This window comes from Micromonospora sp. CNZ285, from assembly GCF_004637285.1.
In genome coordinates this window covers 3,042,578-3,065,719 of record NZ_SPQD01000001.1, presented here as the reverse complement: position 1 = coordinate 3,065,719, position 23,142 = coordinate 3,042,578, and the positions used below count along the sequence as shown (strand labels likewise).

The following is a 23,142-nucleotide window of genomic DNA, read 5'->3' as shown; positions in this document are numbered from 1 at the left end:
GGAAATCCTCGCCCGCTCGCTGCCAAGTCCGGGCCAGTCACACCTCATCAGTGCATGACGTCACCTAGGCCAGCAATGCCAGGCGACCAGAGAAGCAGCGCCTGAACAGCGCACGTGAGCGCAGCGTGGATCGGAGCGTCGAGCCGGGTCCAGCGTGCCTCCTATGGAGCGTGGCGGAGTGCTGATCGGCTGAGTCGCCTTCGTTGCAAGCTCTGCTGGTCCAGTCGATGTTCCGTCCACGGCGGACTCTTGGAGAAAACTGGAACTTGCTGGAACGCGTGGAAGCGGCTACGGTGTGTCCGTGGCTGAATCTCTCGACGATCTCGAGGCGCGCATCGACGAGCTGCGCACAGCCGTGCGTCGTGCCCTGATGGCCGGTGATCGGGCCGAGGCGCGGCGTCTGCGATCCGACCTTCGTCAGGCGGAGGTGCAGTGGGATGACGCGCTTCTGGCGATCGAACCGGAAAAGCTGGCTTCGCAACCGCGGACCGAGCCGCAGGACGCCGGGAGCCTGCTGTCGATTCGTGACCAGGTCCACCAGGCCTTGACGTTCCTGGGCGTCCCGGCGGCGCCGAAGCTCATCGTCGCCCTGCACCAGGCGGTCTTCGCTGGAGCCTTGAACGGGCAGCAGCTGACGAGCCTTCGCCGAGACGAGGAAAGATCCTTCAAGACGGCGCCGTGGGCTCGGCCGTACTACTTGTGTGCGGCCCTGACCGCTGACCGGCTCTCGCCTGCCCGCGGTCTCCTGGCTGTCTCCACCTGGCCGCTTTCCACCCGTATCGTCGGGCCGCTGAGTCCCAGGGTTCACTTTCTGACCTCGGCGATCCGTATCGCCGAGCACCTGAGCCACCCGGACTGGGCGACTCTGCCCGCCCGGCGTCTGTTGTGGCAGTTCGCCGCCAACATCCCCGGCGGTGCCACCTCATTCGACACGACGAGGCCGGACGCCGTGCGGCGTGCGGCGCAGGCCGAGCTGGAAGTTCATCGTGACGCAGACCTGTCGCAGCGCGAAGCGGCAGCCCGGCGCGCCGTCGACCAGCTCGACGATCTTCACCAGCTGTTCGGCGCCGCTCTCAAGGTGGCGTCGCATGCTGCGAGCGACACCTGATCTTGAATCCGCACTTCCCACGCGAAGGAAGAGCACGTGAAAGAACTGACGGCGCGTCTTGACGCGCTGCGGGGGGACACTGAACCACAGAGCCTCGACGCCAGGGCTATCTCGTCGATTGTCGGCAACCCGGGCTGCGGCCGCCGGAATCTGCTGGATGCAGCCGGTATCGACAAGGACGAGCTGGCCCGAGCCATCCGGCACCCGATGTACGCCAAGCCGTCGCGGATGGTGCTTGCCCGAGGCGCCCAGTTCGAAGCCCAGGTCAAGGCGAGTGGCGGTGCGCAGCTGCTGACGTTGCTGCGGGAGGACATCGGGCTATCCATTCCGGAAGCCGAACACGAGGACTTGAAGACCATCGGCGGCAACGAGGGCAAGCTAGCCCGGTACCGCAACACGGTTCAGCGGCTGACCGCTGTGGCCCGCTCGGCGCAGGATGGCGGGACGCTGTTCGACCACCCGTACTTGAAGATCACGGTCGCGGGTTACGACGTCTTCCTCGAGCCCGATCTGGTGGCTGTGAAGTCGGGCGGGAAGTTCTACATCGTCGAGGTCAAGTCGTTCTCGGTGATCGACGGCCAGGCGCCTGCGGCCGCGGTGGAAGGCGCAGAGTTGCAGGCTGCGGTCTACGTCTACGCCCTTCGGGAACTGCTTCGTTCCCACGGGTTCGACGAGGACCTGGTGGCGGACGAGGCGATCTTCGTGTGCCCGCAGAACTTTATCAACAAGCCGTTCGCGGCCCGGGTCAACGTCCGGAACCAGGTCGCGGCGGTCCGGCGGATGCTGATGCGGATGCATGACCTCGACACGATTCTGTCGAACCTGCCGGCAGGGTTGACGTTCGCTCTGCGTGGCCCGGCCGGTTCCCGCTCCGCCGAGGAGCTGAAGGCGGGCCTGCGTCTGGTGCCGGCACGCTACGCACCGTCGTGCCTGGACACCTGTGAGATGGCGCGGTTCTGCCGCTCCGAGGAACAAGGTTCCACGGCGGTGCTCGGCCGGCAGGTCCGTGAGGAGCTGGCGCTGGACACGATCGGTGAGGTCGTCGGTCTGGCTCGCGGTACGCGCCTTCCTGGCCTGGACCAGGTCGAACAAGCTGAGTTGCTGCGGCGGGCCCAACAGTATCGGGACGAGTTGCTCGGGAGCTTGATGTGAGCCTGCTGACGTCCCTGGCCCGCGCCCATGCCAGCGACCAGGCGGTGGCGCAGCGCCTGACGACTGTCCGGCATCTGCATGTGAGCAGTGAGCCGCTGGTGTTCGTGCCGTTGGCGATGGCGGGCGAGGCCCACGCCCCGCTCGCCGTCATGATTGGCACCAGCCCTGATACACCGGAGCTGTTGACGGTTGCGCAGCCCCGGAACCGTGACCAGCAGGTTGCCTTCGCCTATGAGCTGGCCAAGATCTTCGCCGCCTACATCACGCCGCGCACGAACCGGCGTCTTCCGGTGCGCGCCGGCGCGTCCGGCGTGCAGTACCGGTGCGCGGACGCACCGCAGGTCTGGGTGCCGAACCGTGCCGGCGTCGAGTTCATCCGGATCCTCGGGCGCTCCACCCGCTTGCGAAGGAGTACAGGCGAGTGGGCCGTGCCACGCAACATCCCGGTCATGGGTAAATGGCTGACGTTCCTCGCCGACCGTGCTGAATACGCCGGCTCCGCCATGCTGGTCGCGGCGACCGACGCGCTGACCCTGCATTGGGCAACCGGGCAGAGCACCGAGGAGGACCAGCATCTTCCCGCTGTACTCGGCTGGATCGCGCCGCCACCCGGGATGACCGGGCGGGATGCCGCGCGTGCCTGCGAAAATCCGTTGAAGGTACCGCCTGCCGGACCTGCCACGGATCCGTCGTTCGACAACGGCATCCTCGAGCCGCTGCTCGCCGCCTACCACCAGGCGGCGAGCCCGGCGGCGTCGCGCATCGCCGAGGACAAGATCCGCAAGGAGTTGCGAAAGCAGCTCGACGGCACCTGGCATCGGATGTGGCAGGCGATCACCCTGTTGCGTGACCCTAGTCTTCCGGCCGGTGCTCATGTCGGTGTTCGCTGGGAACGGGACCTTGACGCTTTCACGCAGGCCGCCGACTGGATCGCGACCAGCCCTGGGACGCAGCCCAAACGTGACTCAGCGGTGTACGCCGCCCGGCGCCTGTACTGGTTGGAACGGGCCCAGCAGCAGTATGACGCGGAGCGCGCCTTCGACGACCCGATGGTGATGGCCGAGGCTCGGATGATCGGTGAGGCGTTCGTCGGTACCGTCATCGCCGCCGTCCCGAACCGGCGGGTCGGCAGGAGCCTGCGGCCGCTGATCACCGTATCGACCACCGACGCGATCAGCCTCGCCGCCGGCGAGAGCGGTCTGCGCCGGCCTGAGTTGCTGGACCAGAAGACCACGGTCGTCTCGGTGACTCGTGACGGCGACACGGTGATGGTCGAGCTGGAACTTCGCGAGGGCATGGGCAGCGGGCGTGAACCACGGCCCGGCACCGTCCCCGCCGTAGGGGACTCCGTGTGCTACAGCCTCTTCAAGGACGACTACCGCCGGGCGCCGACGCTGCCGCGCAAGGAGGACACCCCGTGGACTCATGGCGGCCCGCCCAAGCCTTACCTGCCGACGGAGCAGGATGCCCAGGAGCCGTGGTCATGACCGTCACCTATGTCCCGCCCACCGCGGTCCTCGACGTACTTCGGTTATTGACCGAGGGTCCGCAACCTGGCGTGGTGCTCAACTCACCCCCCGGAGCTGGCAAGAGCACCGCCGTCACCTACATGGCTCACCACCTGGCCCGGCACGGCGACCAGGTGCGCGTCGTCGCACAAACCAACTCCCAAGTCGACGATCTCGTCGCCAAGATCGCCGCCGTGGATCCGGGGATCACCGTCGGCCGATACACCGCCTACGGCTACCCGGTGCCGGCCACCCTCGCCGCCTCCAACATCCTGATTGCGAACCGGTTCCCCGATCTGCGTCAGGCAGCCATCGTGGTTGCCACCGCAGCGAAGTGGCTCGACCCCGTCATCACCGAGCGCGGGCCGTGGGCGATCATCGACGAGGCGTACCAGATGCGTTCGGACACCCTGTTGCGACTCGCTTCGACGTTCGAACGGGCTGCGTTCGTCGGCGACCCTGGGCAACTCGACCCGTTCTCCGTCGTCAACGTCGACCGATGGACCGGCCTGGCCTGGAGCCCGCTGCAGAGCGCGGTGGCCGCCATGCTCGCTAACAATCCGGACATCCCGGAACGGCAGCTGCCGCGCTCGTGGCGGCTTGCCCCTCACACCGCGATCCCGGTGTCGGACGCCTTCTATCCGTTCGCACCCTTCGAATCCGCGCCCGAACAGGGCGCGCGGGAGATGTGGCTGCCGACCCGCAGCCTCGGCAATAGCCCCGCTGACCGGGCGATCGAACATGCCGCAGCCAACGGCTGGGCCTTCTACCAACTGCCGCGCCGGCACACGGTGCGCACCGACGCTGAAGCGGTCGCCGCGGTCGTTGCGCTCGCTGTGCGTGTTCTCGAGCGCGGCACGATGCTCCGCGATGAACGCCACCCCGATGGTGCCAGGGTGACGGCAGACCGAGTGACGATCGGTGTGGCACACCGCGACCAGATGGCTGCCATCAAAAGCGGGCTGGCCGAGACCGCTTATCCGAACATCCGCGTCGACACCGCGAACCGGCTGCAGGGCAGCGAGTACGACATCGTCATCGTGCTACATCCGCTGTCCGGCCGCCGCGACGCCACGGCGTTCCACCTCGAATCCGGGCGGCTGTGCGTCCTGACCTCACGGCACCGGCATGCCTGCATCGTGGTCGCCCGCGACGGCATCTCCGACCTGCTGGACGCCCACCCGTCCGCCGACCCCGTGCCCTTTAACACGCAACCGCGCTTTCCCAACGGCTGGGAAGCCAACCAGGCCCTGCTTGAACATCTCATTGCCCACCGCATCCGGGCCCTCTGAGCTCACCCCTGGCACCGTTCTGGCCGGCCCTTGTCGGGTTCACAATGCCGGTCCTCCCACCGATCGCAGCCACTGACGACGAAGAGGTCGCACGTGAAAGTACTGCACACCTCCGACTGGCACCTCGGACGTACCACCTATGGCCACTCCCGGGCGAGCGACCACGAAGCGGTGCTCGCCGAGATCACCGAAATCGCTGCCGCCACCCGCCCCGACCTGATTCTCAACACGGGTGACTTGTTCGACATGCAGCGGCCACCGCTGCACTCGCTCAAACTGGCCACCAGCACGCTGCACAACCTCGCCGAGATCGCTCCAGTCGTGGTCGTCTGCGGCAACCACGACTCGGCTGCATACCTGCACTGGCTGCACGACCTGCTCAGCCGGTCCGCGCCGATCCACTTCGTCACCAGCCACGACAACGCCGTCGGTGAAGTCCTGCGGTTACCAGCCGGCGAGCAGGCGATTCACGTCGCCGCACTGCCGTTCATCAGCGCCAACCGCATCGTCAACGTCTTCGACGAACCCGGCCAGCGGCGCATCACCTACGCCGGACACATCGCCGGCTTGCAGCAGCGCCTCATGCGCGAGCTCAGAGACGGGTTCGACGCGTCCCGCGACGTGAGCGTGTTTGCCGCACATCAGTACATCGCCGGCGCCATCCCGTCGCGGACCGAGAACCCCAGCCACACCTGCGACTTCTACGCCACCGATCCACAGCACCTGCCGGTGGTCACCTACGCGGCGTTCGGTCACATCCACAAACCGCAGCCACTGCCGACCACCAGCGTAACGGGCTGCTACGCAGGCTCACCCCTGCAGCTTGACTTCGGTGAGGTCGGCGAGGACAAGAGCGTCGTCGTCGCGACGCTGCAGCCCGGCCAAGGCGCCGTCCTTGAACGAATTCCGCTAAAGCGCGGCCGCCGGCTGCACTACATCACCGGAACGCTCGACGAGATCCGCACCACGGCGGCCTCCGTGACCACGGACATCTGCCTGGTTACGGTCAACACCGAAAACCACATCGACAACCTGGCCGGCCAGATCCGCGGCCTGCTGCCTGAGGCCACCATCGCCGATCTACGGGAGAACGCCGCCGACCGCAGGCTCGAACTGCTCGCCCCTGTCGACGACGCCACCGACGTCGACACCACGACGTTGTTCAGCGAATACCTCGCCACCCGCGGTGTCCAAGGCGTCTCGGCGCAACAGGTTCTTCAGCTTTTCAGCACCCTGCTGCCGCACGCCAGCGAACACGAACCACCCGAGCTGCCGGAAGAGCAGCTACTGGCGGCCGACCCCGAGATCGCCTTCCCGCTGCCGGCAACCAGCACGGCCACCATCGGAGGGGCGGCATGAGACCACAGACATTGAGCCATTTTCATCGTGACGGCGCAGGTCACGGGCGGTGTGGGAGGCCGGTGTCCAGGTAGGACGAGGCTCCCGGTAAGACAGCAATCGACCAAGATCAGATGCCCCAACCGGGAGCCTCGCTGTGCTGTCTTACCCTGCCGCGATTCCGTTGTCCACCCGCAGCCTGAACCACCTCGCCGCCCTCATCCGAACCCGCCGCCAGCAGCAACGGTCTCGGTGGCGACGCCTCGACCCCGGCCGGCAAGCCCTGCTCGCCCTGGCCCACCTGCGCAACGGCGACACCTACACCCGCCTGGCCGCCGGATTCGACATCGGCGTCACGACCGCCTGGCGTTATGTCCGCGAGGCCATCGACCTGCTCGCCGCGACCGCCGACGACCTGGCCACGGCCATGACCAGGATCCGTCTGCTCGCCTACGCAATCCTCGACGGCACCCTGATCCCGATCGACCGGGTCGCCAACCAGAAGCCGTACTACTCCGGAAAACACAAGCGTCACGGCGTGAACGTGCAGGTCATCGCCGACGCGGCCGGGCGTCTCGTCTGGGCCTCGGCCGCGCTGCCCGCCTCGACGCACGACCTGACCGCCGCCCGCACCCACGGCATCATCGACGCCCTGGCCAGCACCGACGTGATGACCTTCGCGGACAAGGGCTATCAAGGCGCCCCCGGCAGCGTGCGCACCCCGTTCAAGCGGCGCCGCTTCCGGCCGAAGCTGTCACGCCGGCAGAAGGCCGTCAACCGAGCGCACGCGAAGATCCGCGCCCGCGGCGAACGCGCGATCGCCACCCTCAAGACCTGGAAAATCCTGGTCAAGCTGCGCTGCTGCCCACGCCGAGCGACCGCGATCGTGCAGGCCATCCTCGTCCTGCACCGCGTCGAAGCCGACCGCTACGCAGGATGAAAATGGCTCATTGACCTTCTGCGGCCTGGGCACGTACACCGCGAAGCAGACCATTGACTTCACCGATAAGCGCTTCATCGCGATAGTCGGCGACACCGGCGCCGGGAAATCGACGATTCTGGAAGCGATCTGCTACGCCCTCTACAACCGATGCACCTACGCTGCCACCGCATCCCCGTTGATCGCCGACGGCGGTGACGGCACCCTCGCCGTCGAACTCACGTTCACCGTCGGCAGCCGCCGATGGCAGGTATCACGGTCCGTCAGCCGGCACACCGCCACGTCAGTGCACCGGCTGACCTGCCTCGACACCGGCGCCCTAACCACCGGGGCCAGGCAGGTCACCGCAGAGATCCGGCGGATTGTCGGGCTCGACTGCGACACCTTTCTACGTGCCGTGGTCCTGCCCCAAGGCCGCTTCCAGGAACTGCTGCGCATGAGCGACCGTGACCGAGGCAAAGTCCTCGACTCCGTCCTCGGTCTCGAGCAACTGGGCCAGGTCCGCGAGCACGCCCGAACCCTTCAGGCGCGGCTCAAGGACCGGCTCAACGAGTACCAGCTGCACCGCAGGAGGTTCCTCGACGACCCGGCCGCGGCGCTGGCCGCCGCGGCCGAACAGCACAGCGTGCAGCAGCAGGGCCTGGAACATCTCCAGAATGCTCGGGCCGCCATCGCTGATGCGCGTGCCGAACAGCGACGAGCCGCCGGGGCGGCCAGCACGCTGACCCAGCTGAAGGAATCCCTGGCGGCCGCAGTTCCTGCCGGCGCCGCCGACCAGCTACACGCCTTGGCGTTGCAGGCTCAAACGCTCAACGGCCAGCGCGCCGACATCAACCAACTGACCCACCAACTGCAGATCGAGCAAGACCTCCTGCAAGGTCAGCTCACACAGGCCGAGCAGTACGGCGGGAATGTGGCCGGCACCGCCACGACGATCAACACTCTGAAATACCTCGCCGAACAGCTACCCCAGCAGCGGAAACGCCACCGGCAGTTTACGGAGAACGCCGCAGCCCTTGCCGTCGAGCAGCTCCGGCTACAAGGCGTGCAACAGAGCCTGGCCGATCTTGAGCCAGCCGTCGCGGCGGCCAACAAGACGCATGCAGACGCGGAAACGGCGTTCAAACGAGCCCAGGATCGGCAGCACAAGGCCGTCGAACGACTGAGGATCTGGCGCGGAGCCGCCGCAGACCTAGAGAAGGCACGCGCAGAACTCGCCACGACGGAAGAGGCTCTCGGCACCGCCATAGCCAAGGCAAGAGAAGCGGCGGGTATCGCAGAAGAGGCCGAGCACAACCGGAGCGAGAGCGAACAAACGCACCGCGCGCTGCTGAAGGCGAACGCCGCAGCGCACGCCGCCGCGGACCTCGAACCCGGCGCGGCATGCCTCATCTGTACTCGTCCCCTGCCTGCCGACTTCACGGCACCGATCGCACCCGACCTCACCGCCGCCGACGACGCCCACAAGAAAGCCCGAGTCCGGGCGGAGAAGACGGGTCGGGCGGCCGCCGTAGCGGCCGCCCGGGTGGAAACCCTGGAACGAGACAACCTGCCTGCCGCGCAGCAGAGCGTGACCACAGCCGAGAGCCTGCTCAGTGAAGCGCTGATCAGCCTCCAGGAAGTCGTTGGAGACGCCGACCTGTCGGGAACCGACGAGCAGATCCTCAAACTGGTCACCGATGACGCTGCCAAAGCGCAGCAAGACGTCGAGCGCGCCGGAAAGATTCGCGACGACACCCGCGATACCGCGACCGCCGCCAGAACCGAATTCGTCACCCTCTCAGAGGCCCACGCCAAGCGCATGTCTGCCCATCAGGAGCAGGAACGCGACAACGTCGCCTTGCGCCAATCGATCGACGAGGCGGCCAGCCGCCTACCCGCCCGCTTCACTCTCGCCACACCCCTGGACGTCGCGGAAGTCCAGCAACAGAAGGCAGCAGCCGAAGCCCATCAGCGACTCCTTCAGGAGCTGGCCGGCCGACGGACCGGCGCCGAACAAGCGCTCGCCGGCCTGCGCTCGCGGAGCGCGGCGCTGGAGACGACCTACGCCAAGAAAATCACCAAGCCGGCGGCGACGCTGCGAGACAAGCTCTTGACCCTGGCGCAGCGGGTTAACGACGCCGCAGGGGCATTCGGACTCGAAGAACCGGCGGCCGCGCCCGCCGCGCACGTAGACCTGGACACGCAGGCGCACTGGGCTGCTGATCTTCTCGCTCAGGCAAAGGAACTCCTCGGCATCTGCGCCGCAAAAATCGACGAACAGCAGCGTGCCGAGAAGGCTGCCGGAGAGGCCATCGGCCTTGCCTGCCATACGGCTGGTGCCGCCGGCGAAGAAGACCTCGAGCAGCAATACCTTGCCGCCCACGGTACGGTCCAGAACCTGAAAAGACAGATCGAGCGCGCCCGGGAGGAACTCCCCGTGGTGAACGCGTTGCAGGAGCGGATTGATGCTGCGGCTGGCACAGTCGATGTTCTTGCGCAACTGTCGGTAGTGCTGGCCGAGGGCAAGTTCATCGCTGACGCTGTCAGCCGGCGCCTCCAAGCGCTGCTTCGCCAGGCAAGCGAGATCCTGCTCTCGATCTCCGGTGGCCGCTACAGGTTCGCGGCCGACTTCCGGATCATCGATATGGACACCATGGCTGCCCGAGATGTTAAGACGCTCTCCGGCGGCGAAACCTTCCTCGCCAGCCTCGCCCTGGCGCTCGCCGTAGTCGAACTCGCCAGCCGTGCGACCGGCCACGTCGAAGCGCTCTTCCTCGACGAGGGCTTCGGCACCCTTGACATCACCTTCCTGCGCGATGCCCTCAATACGCTGACCGACCACAGCACAACCGGCCGGCTGGTCACGGTGATCAGCCACATGCGTTCCATCACCGAGAACGCTGAACATGTACTAGGCCCTGTGTCATAAGTGCCGTTCGAGTCTCCGGAGCCAGACGTCGATCATGCTGATGGTGGCGGTGGCTTCGTACCGCACGGCGAGCTTGTCGTAGCGGGTGGCCACGGCGCGGTGTTGTTTGAGTAGGTTGATGCCGCACTCCACGGCGTGACGCTGCCGGTATGCGCTGGGGTCGAAGGCGGGTGGTCGGCCACCCGCCGAGCCCTTCTTGCGCCGGTTCGCGGCCTGGTCGGCCTTGACCGGGATGACGCAGCCGATGCCACGCCGCCGCAGGTAGCTCCGGTTGGCCTTGCTGCTGTAAGCCTTGTCGGCCAGGACCTGCCCCGGCCGGCACCGAGGACGGCCGACGCCGAGGCGAGGCACCCGGATGCGCTGCAGCACGGTGGTGAACTGCGGGCTGTCGCCTCGCTGCCCACCGGTGATGACGAACGCCAGCACCATACGGCCCTGCTCACAGGCCAGGTGCAGCTTGGTCGTCAGACCGCCCCGGGACCGGCCCAACGCGTGATCGGCCGGCTCGACAGCGCCGCTGCCGCCCGGCGGCTCGACCTGCGTATGACTGTCGCGGCGGGCACCGGCGGCGTGCTGATGCGCCCGCGCGATCGTGGAGTCCACGCTCACGTCCCAGGTGATCAACCCGAACGCGTCGGCCCTACCCTGCAATCCGGCCAAGATTCGCGCCCACACACCGGCCCGCTGCCAACGCCGGTACAGCCCGTACACCGTCCGCCAATGCCCGTAGCAGTCCGGCACGTCCCGCCACGGCGCACCCGTACGGACCCGCCACCTGATCCCGTCAATGAGCTGCCGCTTGCTCCACTTCGGCGGCCGACCTGCCTTCTTCGGTCGGGGCAGCAGCGGCTCCAACACCGCCCACTGCGCGTCGCTCAGGTCGAACCGCCTCGTCACCGCTACGCTGGCCACGAGGTCTCCGTGCAGATGGTTGTCTTGGTCGATAACCCATCTACCGGAGACCTCACCGCATATCGATCACCGACACGCTCGACCGGTCAACCCGATCCCAGCAGCCGACCACTTATGACACAGGGCCTAGTCGTGGAGAAGTCCCTGACAACTAGTCACGCCCACTGGGCCGACGCCTCGGAACGAGAGAGGATCATCAACGATGACCTTGGTCGTGGCCTGCTTGAATAGGCTGACAGGGCGCCAAGCTGGCCACGCAAAGGCTCCAGACCGAGATGATGCGCGAGTACCACGGTTGCGGGCGTGGCCTCTCGTGGCGACGCGGCAGTGTGATCTGGCTGAGCGGGGGAGGACTGTGTTGTCGATGGCAATGCACAATCCTCCGTTGACCCGGAGCGTACTGGTAGTAACCCCCGCGTGCGGTCAGCTACGCCGGCCACGGCGGTCCCGGGCACATGCCGTCGATCAGCCGAGGCCTGAGGACGCAGCTCCAAGCGGCTCGCGGCCGGCGAGAACCTTAACCGCCGAGGCCACCGGCATCCCGGAGGCGCCGACGATCACTTCAGCCCGCCCCGGCACCCGATCCAAGGGGGGCAACGGAGGCACCAACTGGTGACCGAGATCGCAGAGCTGCCATTTGAGGAGCACGCTGCTGATTCTGCCGTGCTTGCGCTGTACCGGCAGGTGTTCGCCGTTCTGGCCCGTGACGCGAACCAGATGGTCGACGACCCGGCGCTCGTCCGCGTCGACGAGCTGATCCTGAACGCATTCGCGTCCGCGGGCCCGGCCGGCTTGACGGTGGAGCAGGTGATCGCTGCGTTCGGAGACACCTCGCCCGTCGCGGTCCGGCGCCGGTTCGAGGTGCTGCGCTCCTATCGTGCGATTACCAAAGTCAACGAGCGACCGAACGAGATGTTCTACCAGGCGGCGTTCGCGCCGTACGTGATGCTGCTGTTCCTGCGCCGGCTGGCGCAGACCGGCGGCCTCGGCGAGCTGCACCAGATGCTGTCGATCGCCCGCCTCTCGATCGAGGACGCCGATACCACCCTCGAGCAGGCCCAAGCGCAGCTGCAGGACCTGGCGAACGTGTTCCGGCTGCTGGCGAACCCCATCATGCAGATGGCGAAGTCCGGGACGGTCGAATCGTTGCGAAGCTCGGCGCAGCCGATGCTCGGCAACAGCGAACTCATCGACAAGGCGACCGTCTTCCACAACCTGGCGACGGAGAAGTGGCCGCAGCTGTTGCCAGAGTGCACGCAGCTGCGGATGGCGTTGGCCGCGTATCGGGACGCGGTGAACGCCGCGGCGCGGCGACTGATCGACCGGGCCGGCCGAACCCGGGCGTTGGGGCTGTTGCCAGCGGAGAAGTGGCGCAGCTTCGCCCGCGACGCCACCGGCGACGAGCTTGCGGCCGCGCTGGACGGGTTGCTGTTCGACGCGCCGAATCCGCACTTCACCGTTGACGACCTGCTCGACGCGGTCGAAGAAGGGTTGCGGACCGACACGGGGCGGACACCGCCGCCTCGGCCGCGGATTGACGATGAACCAGGCCCTGAACAGGTCGGTGCCGATATGGAGGCGGAACTGCTTGCCACTCGGGCGGAGGAGCTGCTGGCCGGCCGCGACGAGGTCACCGTCGCCGAGCTGTTGGACACTGCCGGGGATTGGGCGGCCAGCCGTCGGGTGCTGTCGGACTTGACCGCGATCGGCTTGCGACCCGAGCTGCCTTACCTGCTGACCTGGGGGGACGGGCTGCGGATCAACGTGGTCGGAGACCTGACCTGGATCACCGACGGCTGGTTCAGGCGCCGGACACCGGCGGAGGCGCCGGCGTGAACGAACACGACACCGCACTGTGGTGGGCGAAGATCCGCTCCGGCGGCCCGCAACAGGCACCCGCGGGCAGCCCATCCCCAGCAGGGATGCGGCGCCTGGTCGAGCCGGACGCCCAGTCAGTGTGGTTCCTGCCGAACCTGCCGCCAAGTGCTGCGCCGGAGGTCCTCGCCGAGTACCGACAGGAACCGGCGACGCTACAGGATTCGGCCGGCACGCTACGAGTGTTCGCCGCCTGCCTGCGCTGCTGCTGGCCGGACCCGGGCACCGACTTGTGGCCGGGCCAGCCGGCCGATCTTACTGACGTCGACCAGGTGCTACAGCAGCTGACCCCGGGCCGGGACCGGGCCAGCCGGCGCAAGCTGCTGTCCGCCAGCCTGCGCCGGCTGGAAGCGTCCCGGTGGGTGCTGCAGACGGCCGACCGGGTCCGGCTGGGGCCTCGCGTCACCGGGTGGGGGTCGCTGGAGCTGTCCACGCTCCGGGAACTGTGGCGGATGATCCCCGACCCCCAGCCGAAGTCTGACCCAGGCGGAGGGGAGGCGCCGTGAACCGCAACCAGAACCCGCTGTTCGACTCCGTCCTTGCGACCCTGACCGACCGGCAGCGCGAACACGTCGAAGCGGCGTACGCCCTGCTGGAGCACAGCCGCGAACCCGTCCACCGGCAGGAACTGCACGCGTTGCAGGACCCGACCAGCCGGGACCGACTCGAGCAACTGCTGCGCCACACCGGCCGGGTCCTCGTCCAGGTCGACGGGCTGCGGTTCACCTCCGGATATGACGACACAGTTGCCGCGCAGCTCACCGCCGCCGGCTGGCAGCCACTGACCACCGTCGAGCGAGCCGTGCTCGCTCTCGTGCTCATCTACTCGGTCGCGATCGCCCGCAGCGAGGAACGCCTCGCTCCCGACACCTGGACGAGCCCGTACCCGACCACCGAGGCCGACATCCTGAAGGCCAGCAAACTCCCGGCGGTCGCCGCAAAAGCCGCAGCGAGCAAACTCGTCGCCGCCGGGCTGCTCACCCGGGTCCGCGACCGCGCCGACGCCGAAGGTGGATACGTGCCCGGCCCGCAACTGTTGCGCCTGACCCCGGCCGCTCGGGCCCGGCTGCAGGAACAGTTGATCCTCGCCGCCGCCCCGAACCATCCGCTCGCCGCCGCAATCCGTGAACGCCGCAACCGCACCGCCAGCAGGGAGAACATTCGTTGACCGCAGCAGGTAACCCCGTCGACGACGGCGCCACCGACATCGTCGGACCGCGGGTCCTCGCCGGCATCCAAATGATCAATATCTCCCGGCTGTCGACCCACCCGGTCCCGATCACCTCCCGCGGCCTGATCACCATCGCCGGCCAAGGACCGTCGGACTCCAACGGCGCTGGAAAGTCGTCGTTCATCGCCGGCCTCAGCCTGCTGCACGCCGACGAGCAGTGGCGGCTGCAATCCGGCGCGCAGGCAGCCGCCGAACTGCTGTTCACCGCCGAACTCGCCGGGCAGGAAGTCGTCCACGCGAACGCCGACCACGGCTACATCGTCGGCGTGTTCGTCCCGCCCACCGCCCGGGCGCTCGCCGAACTTGAGGCGGACGTGCTGACGGTGTGGCTGCGGATCAACCGGCAGGCGCCCCACGTCGAACTGCGATGGAAGCCGCAGCTGCACGTCGCGTACGGTGCCAGCGAAAACGACCGGGCCGGCAGCGCCGACGGCTTGTGGGACGAGTTACCGCGCAGCAACGGTCGTACCGACATCCGGGCGAACAAACTCGCCCGCACCCTGTATGGGCAGACCGTGCGATGCGTGTCGTTCCTGTCCACGTCGGTGCGAGCCAGCCCTACAGCGAACCTGCTGGCCCAGCCACTGAACGAGCTGACCCCGGAGCGGATTTTCGATGCGATCGGTGCGCTGACCGGCCTGACCCGCGAGATCGACGACGAACAGGCGGCCCGGCAGAATCAGTACCAAGCCGCGCTCGCCGCGAACACCGCGAAGGAAGAGTACGAGCGGTGGGACGAGCGGGTCACCGTCACCGAAGACATGATCCGGGCCCGCGAAGCAGCCCGTACGGTAAAGGCCGACGCGCTCGACAGTTGGCGGTCGCGGTGCGCCCGCTACCTCGTCGACGGTGTCGCCACGGACGCGGAGCTGCGGCATGACATCACTCAGCTCGAAGCCAAACGCAAAGAGCTCCAAGCAGCCATCGACGCTGCCGACGTCAAAGTCGGTCAACTTACTGACGACAAGGCGTTCGACGAGAGCTACCGGCAGCGGGTGAAGGCGTACAACGACATCGACGCCGAGGTGAACAGTCTACGGAAAGAACAGACCGGTTACGTCGCCCAGGTCGAGCTCCTCACCACACGTAGCCGCGCTTTGCGGGAGAAGGCGGTCGTCGCGGACGGTCGGACCGTCGCCCAGGCCGAGCATGAGCTCCGCGACGCCAACGCCGCGGTCGACCGCGCGCAACGCCGCAAAGGCATCACCGAACAAGCCGTCAAGGACGCACGTAAGGCGCTGGCCGCCGCAGAACGCGGCGAGGACGTCGCGGTCGCCCAGGTGCAGGCGCTGCGCGCGGCTGGCTTCACCGAGGCCGTCCCGCTTGTCGACGTGGTCAGTCTCACCGACGAGCAGCGCCCTGTCTGGGAAGCACGGCTGCTGCCGTATCGGCATGCGGTCGTCGTCACCGATGCGACTGCCGCCCAGGCGGCGCTCACCGACGTCCCCGGCTCGCTGCTCGTCGAAGCTGACCCGGACGGATTCGCGGGTGGCCCAGACCTGCCAGCGGCGGCGAACGCGGTGGTGACCGTGGCCCGGTTCCTGACCGCTCTGCGGGACCGTGCCGGCACCGGTGGACTGATCGACACGGCCGCCGGGGTGCATGGTATTGCTGGGTACGCAGAAGCCATGACCGGCCGCGCCGGCCGGATTCAGGCTGCCCGTGACGCCCTCACCGCCGCGTCCGCTGACGACGGTGAGGCGGACGACAGCGTTCGGGACGCGCAGCGGGCCAAGAAGCGTGCTGATGGGCGGGTCGAGGGAGCCAAGGCGGCGCTCGAGGCCGACGAGATCGACTCCCAGGTCGGGAAGTTACGGAAGAAGAACGCGAAGATCGATGAGGAGCTGGACGAACTCGCTGCCCCACATGCCCATGCGAAGAAGGCTTACCTGACGGCGCTTTCGGAGAAGAGCGGCCGCAACGAGCGGATCGCCGCCGCGAAAGCGGAGAAGGAACGGTTGAGCCGGGACCTGCAGCAGAACCAGGATCAGTGGCAGGCGAAAATCGACGCGCGGGCGGAGTTGGACCTGCCACGTCGGCAGGAAGCGTGGGCGGGCACCTTCGCGTCCGCGGAACAGCACCTGCTCACCCTCACCGAAACGGAGCAGAAACGCGGTGTCGCCGAATGGGACGACCTGTGTGCAGGGCAGACCGACCGGCTGCAGCAGGCGTGTTTCCCGCCGGGCACCCCGGACGAGCAGCTGCCGGAGGAGCTGAAAGTCGTCGACCAGCAGCGCCGCGACCGCCGGCTCAGCGCCTACATCCGGCTCATCCCGCAGGTACTGCGGATCATCGGCCAGCACCTCGACGACCTTGAAAGCATCGACCGGCAGCAACTCGACGAGATCAGCGCCGAACGGGAACGACTCACCGGGACGCTGCAGAGCGCCGAAGACCACCTGAGGGAGGCCCAACTCGCGGCGACCGCAGTGCGAGCCACCCTCGCGAAGGCCATCAAAGCCAAGCTGAAGCAGGTTTCTGACGAGTTCGACGCCCTCGACCAGGCGTATGGCGGGTACGGCGGCGCCCTCGACTTCCCCGAACCAGAACCACCAGCAGACCCGCAGAAGCCTTGGCAGTGGGCGATCACCCCACGGTGGCGACGCGGCGAAGGGAAACCACTGTCGTCGTACCAGCTGCGCGGCAACACCGCCCAGATGGACGACAAAGCCGTCAAACTCGTCTGCGCGGCCGCGCTTGCCGGCTCGCAGGACCGGCCGCTGCTGCTCGTCCTCGACGAACTCGGACGCAACCTCGGCTCTGCGCACCGCCGTGACGCGGTCGCCCTGTTCGAGAACATCGGCCGGGACCGGGCGATCAGCGTCGTCGGCGCCCTGCAGGACGACATGGAACGGTACGCCGTCGGCTCCTCCAGCCTGTACATCAAGCTACGGCGAACCTCGGACGCATACGCCTACAACCAGGCACCCGTCGTCGTCGGCAGCGAGTCCGAAACAGCCCGCGTCGAGCTGCTCAGCATGTGGATGACCTCCTACCGCGGGGAGACACAAGCGTGACGATCCCAGGCGGCTCCGCATCCGACAACGCCGTCCCGGACGCAGAACCGGATCGTGAAATCGTGCTGACCTGGATCACTGACTATCCCGGACTGGTCGTGTACGCGCCGCTACCAGCCAGTGGCCGGTATCCACGCGACCGGAACGGCGACCCGTACTACCGCAGCGTGCGGCTGCGGGCCGAAAACCCCGGTCAGCCGCCGCGCCGGCCCGCCGGCCTGCTTTCCGACACCGACTGGGCGTGGATGACCCGCAGCGAACACGCCTGGCGGCAGGTCGCCGACAAGTTCGGCGCCCAAGCCGAGACGATCGTGTTCGCCCTCGCCCGGGCCGCGTGCGTCACCATCGGCTACGACCTGAAAGGCAGCCGGCCAGCACCGAGTCCGAAGCGGGTGTACCCGCACCCCGACCTCTCTGCCGCAGAGAAGTACCGCCGCGCAGTCCGCCGCGACCAGCGGTCCACCCTGCAGTCCCGCGCCGCCGAACTCGCCGCCGACCTGCGCGATGAATGGCCCGGCGTCGCCCAAGCCCTGCACACCACCGAACACCCGGACCGGCTCGGCTGGGCAGTCACCGCCGCAACCGATCTGACCGCCGGCGTCGTCCACAACTCCGTCCGCGCCTTCGTGCAAACCCACGCGGGAAGCACCAAAGCCCGCGATGACGTTCAGCGGCTGCTGACCGAGCTCGGATTCGAACCCGACGCCCTCGCTGCACTCGGCCTATCCCGCAGCCCATACATCGGCATCGGCGGCCCGGTCCGGCTGCAGGTCTCAGATGCCGTCATCGATCTTTCCCCGCTGCCTGGCCCGCATGACATCCGGCTCAGCCCTCAGCACACGATCTCCATCGACATACGCCGCGGGACGGGGCCGCTTCTGATCATCGAAAACCGGCAGGCCGCCGAAACGCTATGCGATATCGACGCGGGCGTGCCGGTCATTTGGTGCCACGGCCAGCCACCAGAGCCCGTCCTCAACCTGATTGCCGAAGCAGCAGTGCAGGCCTCGTCAACACTGATCTGCACCGACGCCGACCTTGGCGGAGTGCGTATCGCCGCGAGAATCCACGACCACCTCGCCGCAGAGTTGACAGTCCACGTCATCGACGTCGGCGCTGCACGGCACCAACCCGGCCGGGCTTTCTCCGCTCACAGCCGGGCACATCTGGAACCGTTCGCGACCCGGAACGATCAGATCGGAGCCTTTGCCCGCAACTGCCTGGATCGTGGCTACGCCATCGAACAGGAGGCGACCGTGAAAGCAGCGCTGACCGAAGCACTGGATCGGATTCGACGAAACTGACGGCGGCGCAGCCCGCAGTGCAGTCACTCGATGCGAATCGATCGACGACGGCACGAAGCCACTCGCCCACTCGCTCCACACCCACAACATCCTGCCGCAGATGGCTACAGCCGCCATGGCTGGCGTCGGTGGAGGGTCTGTGGATCTAAAGGTGTTTCCGGCCTGACCTGCCGGGCGTTGTGCCTGGTGAGGAGGGTGCCGTGATGACCGCGACACTGAACGACCAGACCGGACGTAAGAAGCGGCCCGAGCCGTCGGCGGAGGCGAAGGCTGCCGCTGAGCTGGTCCGGGCCGCGAAGGAACAAGGGCTGTCGCTGACCGGCCCGGATGGACTGTTGAAGCAGTTGACCAAGACGGTCCTGGAGACCGCGCTGAACGAGGAGATGACCGAGCACCTCGGCTATGCCAAACACGACCAGGCCGGGGCCGGGTCGGGCAACGTCCGCAACGGGACTCGGTCGAAGACGGTGCTGACCGAAGCCAACGGCCCGGTGCAGATCGACGTGCCTCGGGACCGGGCTGGCACGTTCGAGCCGCAGATCGTGCGCAAGCGGCAGCGCCGGTTGTCGGGGGTCGATGAGGTCGTGTTGTCGTTGTATGCCAAAGGGTTGACGACCGGGGAGATCTCGGCGCACTTCGCGGAGATCTACGGTGCGTCGGTCAGCAAGGAGACGATCTCCCGGATCACCGACAAGGTGATCGAGGAGATGACCGACTGGTCGCACCGCCCGTTGGACGAGATCTACGCCGCCGTGTTCATCGACGCCATCGTGGTCAAGGTCCGCGACGGGCAGGTCGCCAATCGGCCCTTCTACGCCGCGATCGGGGTCACCCTCGACGGCGACAAAGACATCCTCGGCCTGTGGGCCGGCGCCGGTGGTGAGGGCGCGAAGTTCTGGATGAGCGTGCTGACCGACCTGCGCAACCGCGGCGTCAAGGACGTGTTCTTCCTCGTCTGCGACGGCCTGAAAGGGCTGCCGGAGGTCGTCACGAACGTCTGGCCCCGAACCGTGGTGCAGACGTGCATCATCCATCTGATCCGCAACACGTTCCGCCTCACCTCCCGCAAGTACTGGGACGAGCTGAAACGCGACATCAAACCGATCTACACCGCCGTCAACGCTCAAGTGGCCAGGGCGGCGTTCGACGATCTAGCCGAGAAGTGGGGCGGCCGGTATCCGGCGGTGATCCGACTGTGGGACAACGCCTGGGCCGAGTTCATCCCGTTCCTCGACTACGACCTGGAGATCCGCACCGTCATCTGTTCCACGAACGCGATCGAGTCGCTCAACGCCCGCTACCGGCGGGCCGTGAAGGCCCGCGGCCACTTCCCGAACGAGCAGGCCGCGTTGAAGTGTCTGTACCTGGTGACCCGGTCCCTGGACCCCACCGGAGCAGGCAGAACCCGATGGACGATGCGCTGGAAACCCGCCCTGAACGCCTTCGCCATCACCTTCAGCGACCGCTTCCCCGCCGCTGAAACCTACTAACCAAGATCGCCGGAAACACCCTTAGCGAGACAGGCCCTCGGTGGAACGCAGGGCAAGGTGACCTGACCAAAGGCTCCGCATCGTGCCGTAGCGTGGGGACAGCAAATTAGAGGGACTTCCCCCGGCGATCCATGCTTGTGGTCTAGTGTTACGCAACGTAGTTCGCTACTGTTGGCGCATGAACACCCATTTCGAATATGGGTGCTACGTAGACGTGTCTCGGACACGTTAACCCCCACGGGTGTCAGCGATGGCGTTCGGTGGGGTTTCCGCTGTTCGGCGCTGATGCGGTATCGCTTGCGGTCGATAAGTCGGCGTGGGGGTTGGGATCGAATGGATGCCCAGCGCGCCGCCGATGGCGCAGCTGACCAGGGCATCGTGTTCAAGTAGGGCGTCAACCACTGCGTGGGGGTCGGTGTGCGGCATGCCGAGGTGTTCGGCGAGCTGCCGGATGGCCTTGGCTTCGTGGATGTAGACAATGCGTGGCCGGGTGGTGCCGGCCGGGACCGCGCTGCGGAAACCGTGACGGCACCGGTAGGCGGCGTGGCTGTTGACCCAGTGCGAGTCGAGGATCCGGCCGCACTCCTGGCAGCGGATCAGTCCGGTGAGTAGGTAGCGTCCGCTCGACCCGTCGGCGGGTGCCGGCAGGGCGTTGGTCTGCTGTGCGGCGACGAAATCGTGTTCGCTGACCAGCGGCGGATGCGCAAGGTCCCGGGAGATGACCCACTGTTGCATCAGGTTCCAGCGGCGTACCTCCGATTGACCGAGCAGGTCATCGGCGGCGTCGAGGGGGCCGCGGTCGGTGTGCTGCCGGTTCCAGACCTGCCGGCCGGTGTAGCGAGGGTTGGCCAGGATCGATGCCACCGTGCGTAGCGTCCATCCGGCGCCGCTGCGGTGCCGGTTTCGGCCGGGGTCGACGCTGGACGGGCAGGGCACGTGCCGGTCGTTGAGGTCGCGGGCGATTCCGGCGACGCTGCGCCCGGTGAGGCGCTGGGCGAACATCCACTGGACATGCGGAGCGGTGGCAGGGTCGGGTTCCAGCCGGTGGGCCACGCGTCCCCACTTGGCGTGGGCCCGGTTCGGGTGCGGTCCTGCCGCGACCAGTCGGTAACCGTACGGTGGTCGGCCGCCGAGGTGGCGGCCTTGCTCGATGACCTGGGCCCGCATGGCGGCCTTGGCGCGGAACCGCGAGCGTTGGACCTCTCGTTTGGAATGCACGCCGAGCAGGGCCAGCAGCGACAGGTGAAGGTCGTTGCTGGCGTCGACCGGGCCGTTGAGCTCGGGCAGCCACAGCTCGACGCCGTAGAGTTTGAACAGCGGCGCGAGGTCGCGGAACTGGTTGCCGTAGAAGGCTCGTTCGAACTCTCCTATTACCACCGCGTCGAATCCGCGGTCGGGGTCGGCGAGGGCTGCCAGCAGTCGCGCGGCTTGCGGGCGGCGCGGCCAGGGCAACTGCCGGGAATGGCCTACGTCGAAGAATTCGGCCACGATGACGCCTCGGCCGTCGATCACGTCTTCGGCGAAGTCGCGCTGCCAGCGCGCCGACGACAGCTGGTCCTGGAATTCCCGGGTCGACATCCGGCCGTAGAACGCGAAGCGGATGCCCAGGGGATGTGGTGTTATCGGGCGCCGCTTCCGTGGGCGGCGTCGCCGGTTCGGCTGCCGTATCCACCAGCCGAGCAGGTCGGGGGCGTCGAGCTTCGCCGAGTCCTGCACCAGGACCTCCCACACTGAGGTTTGCAGTTACTCATCTCGATATTGGTGGACAACGACGCAGGGGTTGGCTGGACTCGGCCCCGCACACAGACCTGTTGGCTCGACTGGTAGGGCAACCGCCGGTCGAGTGGGGCGCGTTCTGTCGATCTCGTAGTGGTTGAAGATCCTTATGATCACCCGTGGCACATGCCCGGTCACGGTCGATCTTGGTCTTGTCCAGGGGAGGACGCGGTCTTCGCCGACCTCTCGGGGAGGCAAGCCGATCGACACCGCCATCGGCCTTGCGTGCGTAGCCCATGAATGTGTGCCTATGCGGTGTCACCGCACGGTGAGCGGAGGCCTTGACGAAATCTTGACGGTACGCCGCATCGGTCGTTGAGACGCCGGTCGGAGCATGAATGGCGTAAGGCACGGAAGCGAGGTAGGGAGACGGCGATGATGGGCTACGGCTGGGGTATGGGGATGGGCGGTTGGATCTTCATGGCCCTGTTCTGGATCGTGGTTGTCGGGCTGATCGTCTGGGGCGTCGGCGTTCTGCTGCCCCGGGGCCGTTCGGAGCAGGGTGGCCGGCCGGAGCGGCCGGAGGAGATCCTCGACCGTCGGTTCGCCCTCGGCGAGATCGACGTCGAGCAGTACCGGCGGGCACGCGAGGACCTGGCGGCGGCCCGTTCGGCCCGGAGGTGAGGACGATGAGGCACAAGCGGGCGGCGCTGGCCGCGGCGATCGTCGCGGCGGTGACAGCGGTGACCACCGGGGCAGCCTGGGCGGCGGCCGATCCATCACCCCCGAACTGGAACATGATGGGCGGCCACTCCGGCCCCGGCATGATGAGCGGCGCAAGCATGATGGGCGGTTCCTACGGCCTGGCCGGTGACGGGCAGCGGGTGGAGTCGCTGGACCAGGCCCGTCAACGCGGGGCCGCGTTCGCCGACCGGCTCGGTCTGCGCGTCGGTGAGACGATGCAGTTCGCCAACGGCTACTACGCGGAACTGACCACAGCAGCGGGGCGCGGTGCCACGGAGGTGCTGATCGATCCGGGCAGTGGTGGGGTCAGCGTCGAGTACGGTCCGGCGATGATGTGGAACACCGGCTACGGGATGCACGCCCGCGCGACGACCGGGGCGGCGCGGGTGTCGGCGGCCGAAGCCACCACCATCGCCCAGCGCTGGCTCGACCGGCAGGGGAGGGGACTGGTTGCCGGCGAGGCCGATGAGTTCCCCGGGTACTACACCCTGCACACGCTGCGGGACGGAAGGCCGGTCGGGATGATGTCGGTGAACGCGTACACCGGCGCGGTGTGGGATCACACGTGGCACGGGACGTTCGTCACCATGAGCGAGGAATAGGT

Annotated in this window: 17 protein-coding genes; 15 read left to right on the top strand and 2 right to left on the bottom strand. The window is 67.4% G+C overall.

Going from position 1 to position 23,142, the window contains the following annotated elements; genetic code table 11:
* Positions 1 to 301 precede the first annotated feature (301 nt).
* From CLT75_RS13770 to CLT75_RS13740, 7 genes are all read left to right on the top strand, one after another.
* The gene (locus tag CLT75_RS13770) at positions 302 to 1,108 is read left to right on the top strand and encodes a hypothetical protein (protein ID WP_046566883.1); all 807 of its coding nucleotides are present in this window, start codon (positions 302 to 304) and stop codon (positions 1,106 to 1,108) included.
* A 36-nt stretch (positions 1,109 to 1,144) separates the two neighbouring features.
* On the top strand, positions 1,145 to 2,260 hold the full coding sequence (locus CLT75_RS13765) for a hypothetical protein (RefSeq protein WP_225319484.1): 1,116 nt from the start codon (positions 1,145 to 1,147) through the stop codon (positions 2,258 to 2,260).
* Positions 2,257 to 3,747, top strand: a complete 1,491-nt coding sequence (locus CLT75_RS13760; protein WP_135241040.1) for a hypothetical protein — start codon at positions 2,257 to 2,259, stop codon at positions 3,745 to 3,747. Before CLT75_RS13765 ends, CLT75_RS13760 begins: the two co-directional genes overlap by 4 nt.
* A complete protein-coding gene (locus tag CLT75_RS13755; RefSeq protein ID WP_135241039.1) occupies positions 3,744 to 5,060 on the top strand; it encodes an AAA family ATPase in 1,317 nt (438 codons plus the stop codon). Before CLT75_RS13760 ends, CLT75_RS13755 begins: the two co-directional genes overlap by 4 nt.
* Positions 5,061 to 5,153: 93 nt before the next feature.
* The gene (locus tag CLT75_RS13750; RefSeq protein ID WP_071098612.1) at positions 5,154 to 6,419 is read left to right on the top strand and encodes a metallophosphoesterase family protein; all 1,266 of its coding nucleotides are present in this window, start codon (positions 5,154 to 5,156) and stop codon (positions 6,417 to 6,419) included.
* Between the two features lie 136 nt (positions 6,420 to 6,555).
* Complete coding sequence (locus CLT75_RS13745) at positions 6,556 to 7,338, top strand: IS5/IS1182 family transposase (RefSeq protein ID WP_013283918.1); 783 nt, start codon at positions 6,556 to 6,558, stop codon at positions 7,336 to 7,338.
* 10 nt (positions 7,339 to 7,348) lie between these two features.
* A complete protein-coding gene (locus CLT75_RS13740) occupies positions 7,349 to 10,249 on the top strand; it encodes an AAA family ATPase (RefSeq protein WP_135241038.1) in 2,901 nt (966 codons plus the stop codon).
* On the opposite strand, the gene CLT75_RS13735 is transcribed toward CLT75_RS13740, so the two are convergent.
* Entirely contained in the window at positions 10,244 to 11,161 is a 918-nt protein-coding gene (locus CLT75_RS13735; RefSeq protein ID WP_135240956.1) for an IS5 family transposase, read from the bottom strand. The two genes, CLT75_RS13740 and CLT75_RS13735, sit on opposite strands and share 6 nt — an antisense overlap.
* A 612-nt stretch (positions 11,162 to 11,773) precedes the next feature.
* On the opposite strand from CLT75_RS13735, the gene CLT75_RS13730 reads away from it, so the two are divergent.
* The 6 genes from CLT75_RS13730 to CLT75_RS13705 all read left to right on the top strand — a co-directional run bounded on the left by CLT75_RS13730 (position 11,774) and on the right by CLT75_RS13705 (position 20,078).
* The gene (locus CLT75_RS13730) at positions 11,774 to 12,997 is read left to right on the top strand and encodes a hypothetical protein (protein WP_047890770.1); all 1,224 of its coding nucleotides are present in this window, start codon (positions 11,774 to 11,776) and stop codon (positions 12,995 to 12,997) included.
* The gene (locus tag CLT75_RS13725) at positions 12,994 to 13,542 is read left to right on the top strand and encodes a hypothetical protein (protein WP_047890771.1); all 549 of its coding nucleotides are present in this window, start codon (positions 12,994 to 12,996) and stop codon (positions 13,540 to 13,542) included. The genes CLT75_RS13730 and CLT75_RS13725 overlap by 4 nt, the downstream gene beginning before the upstream one ends.
* Entirely contained in the window at positions 13,539 to 14,204 is a 666-nt protein-coding gene (locus tag CLT75_RS13720; protein WP_047890772.1) for a hypothetical protein, read from the top strand. The genes CLT75_RS13725 and CLT75_RS13720 overlap by 4 nt, the downstream gene beginning before the upstream one ends.
* Positions 14,201 to 17,284: a coiled-coil domain-containing protein gene (locus tag CLT75_RS13715; RefSeq protein WP_047890773.1), complete on the top strand. Its 3,084-nt coding sequence runs from the start codon at positions 14,201 to 14,203 to the stop codon at positions 17,282 to 17,284. The genes CLT75_RS13720 and CLT75_RS13715 overlap by 4 nt, the downstream gene beginning before the upstream one ends.
* Positions 17,281 to 18,588, top strand: coding sequence for a DUF2399 domain-containing protein (locus tag CLT75_RS13710; protein ID WP_235437322.1), 1,308 nt, complete (start codon positions 17,281 to 17,283; stop codon positions 18,586 to 18,588). The genes CLT75_RS13715 and CLT75_RS13710 overlap by 4 nt, the downstream gene beginning before the upstream one ends.
* 203 nt (positions 18,589 to 18,791) lie before the next feature.
* Positions 18,792 to 20,078 (top strand): IS256 family transposase, encoded by a 1,287-nt coding sequence (locus CLT75_RS13705; protein ID WP_104115820.1) that lies wholly within the window; start codon positions 18,792 to 18,794, stop codon positions 20,076 to 20,078.
* Between the two features lie 228 nt (positions 20,079 to 20,306).
* Here CLT75_RS13705 and CLT75_RS13700 read toward each other — a convergent pair whose 3' ends face one another.
* Positions 20,307 to 21,794: a recombinase family protein gene (locus tag CLT75_RS13700; protein WP_083395384.1), complete on the bottom strand. Its 1,488-nt coding sequence runs from the start codon at positions 21,792 to 21,794 to the stop codon at positions 20,307 to 20,309.
* 435 nt (positions 21,795 to 22,229) lie between these two features.
* Here CLT75_RS13700 and CLT75_RS13695 point away from each other — a divergent pair, with 435 nt between their 5' ends.
* Complete coding sequence (locus CLT75_RS13695) at positions 22,230 to 22,478, top strand: SHOCT domain-containing protein (protein WP_030271497.1); 249 nt, start codon at positions 22,230 to 22,232, stop codon at positions 22,476 to 22,478.
* A gap of 5 nt (positions 22,479 to 22,483) precedes the next feature.
* A complete protein-coding gene (locus CLT75_RS13690; protein ID WP_198039661.1) occupies positions 22,484 to 23,140 on the top strand; it encodes a hypothetical protein in 657 nt (218 codons plus the stop codon).
* Positions 23,141 to 23,142: the final 2 nt, after the last annotated feature.

What these genes read in the sequence shown, in the direction of transcription:
- CLT75_RS13755 (WP_135241039.1), top strand. Translation starts at nt 3,744, where the DNA reads ATGACCGTCACCTATGTCCCGCCCACCGCGGTCCTCGACGTACTTCGG.
- CLT75_RS13705 (WP_104115820.1), top strand. Translation starts at nt 18,792, where the DNA reads ATGACCGCGACACTGAACGACCAGACCGGACGTAAGAAGCGGCCCGAG.
- CLT75_RS13695 (WP_030271497.1), top strand. Translation starts at nt 22,230, where the DNA reads ATGATGGGCTACGGCTGGGGTATGGGGATGGGCGGTTGGATCTTCATG.
- CLT75_RS13690 (WP_198039661.1), top strand. Translation starts at nt 22,484, where the DNA reads ATGAGGCACAAGCGGGCGGCGCTGGCCGCGGCGATCGTCGCGGCGGTG.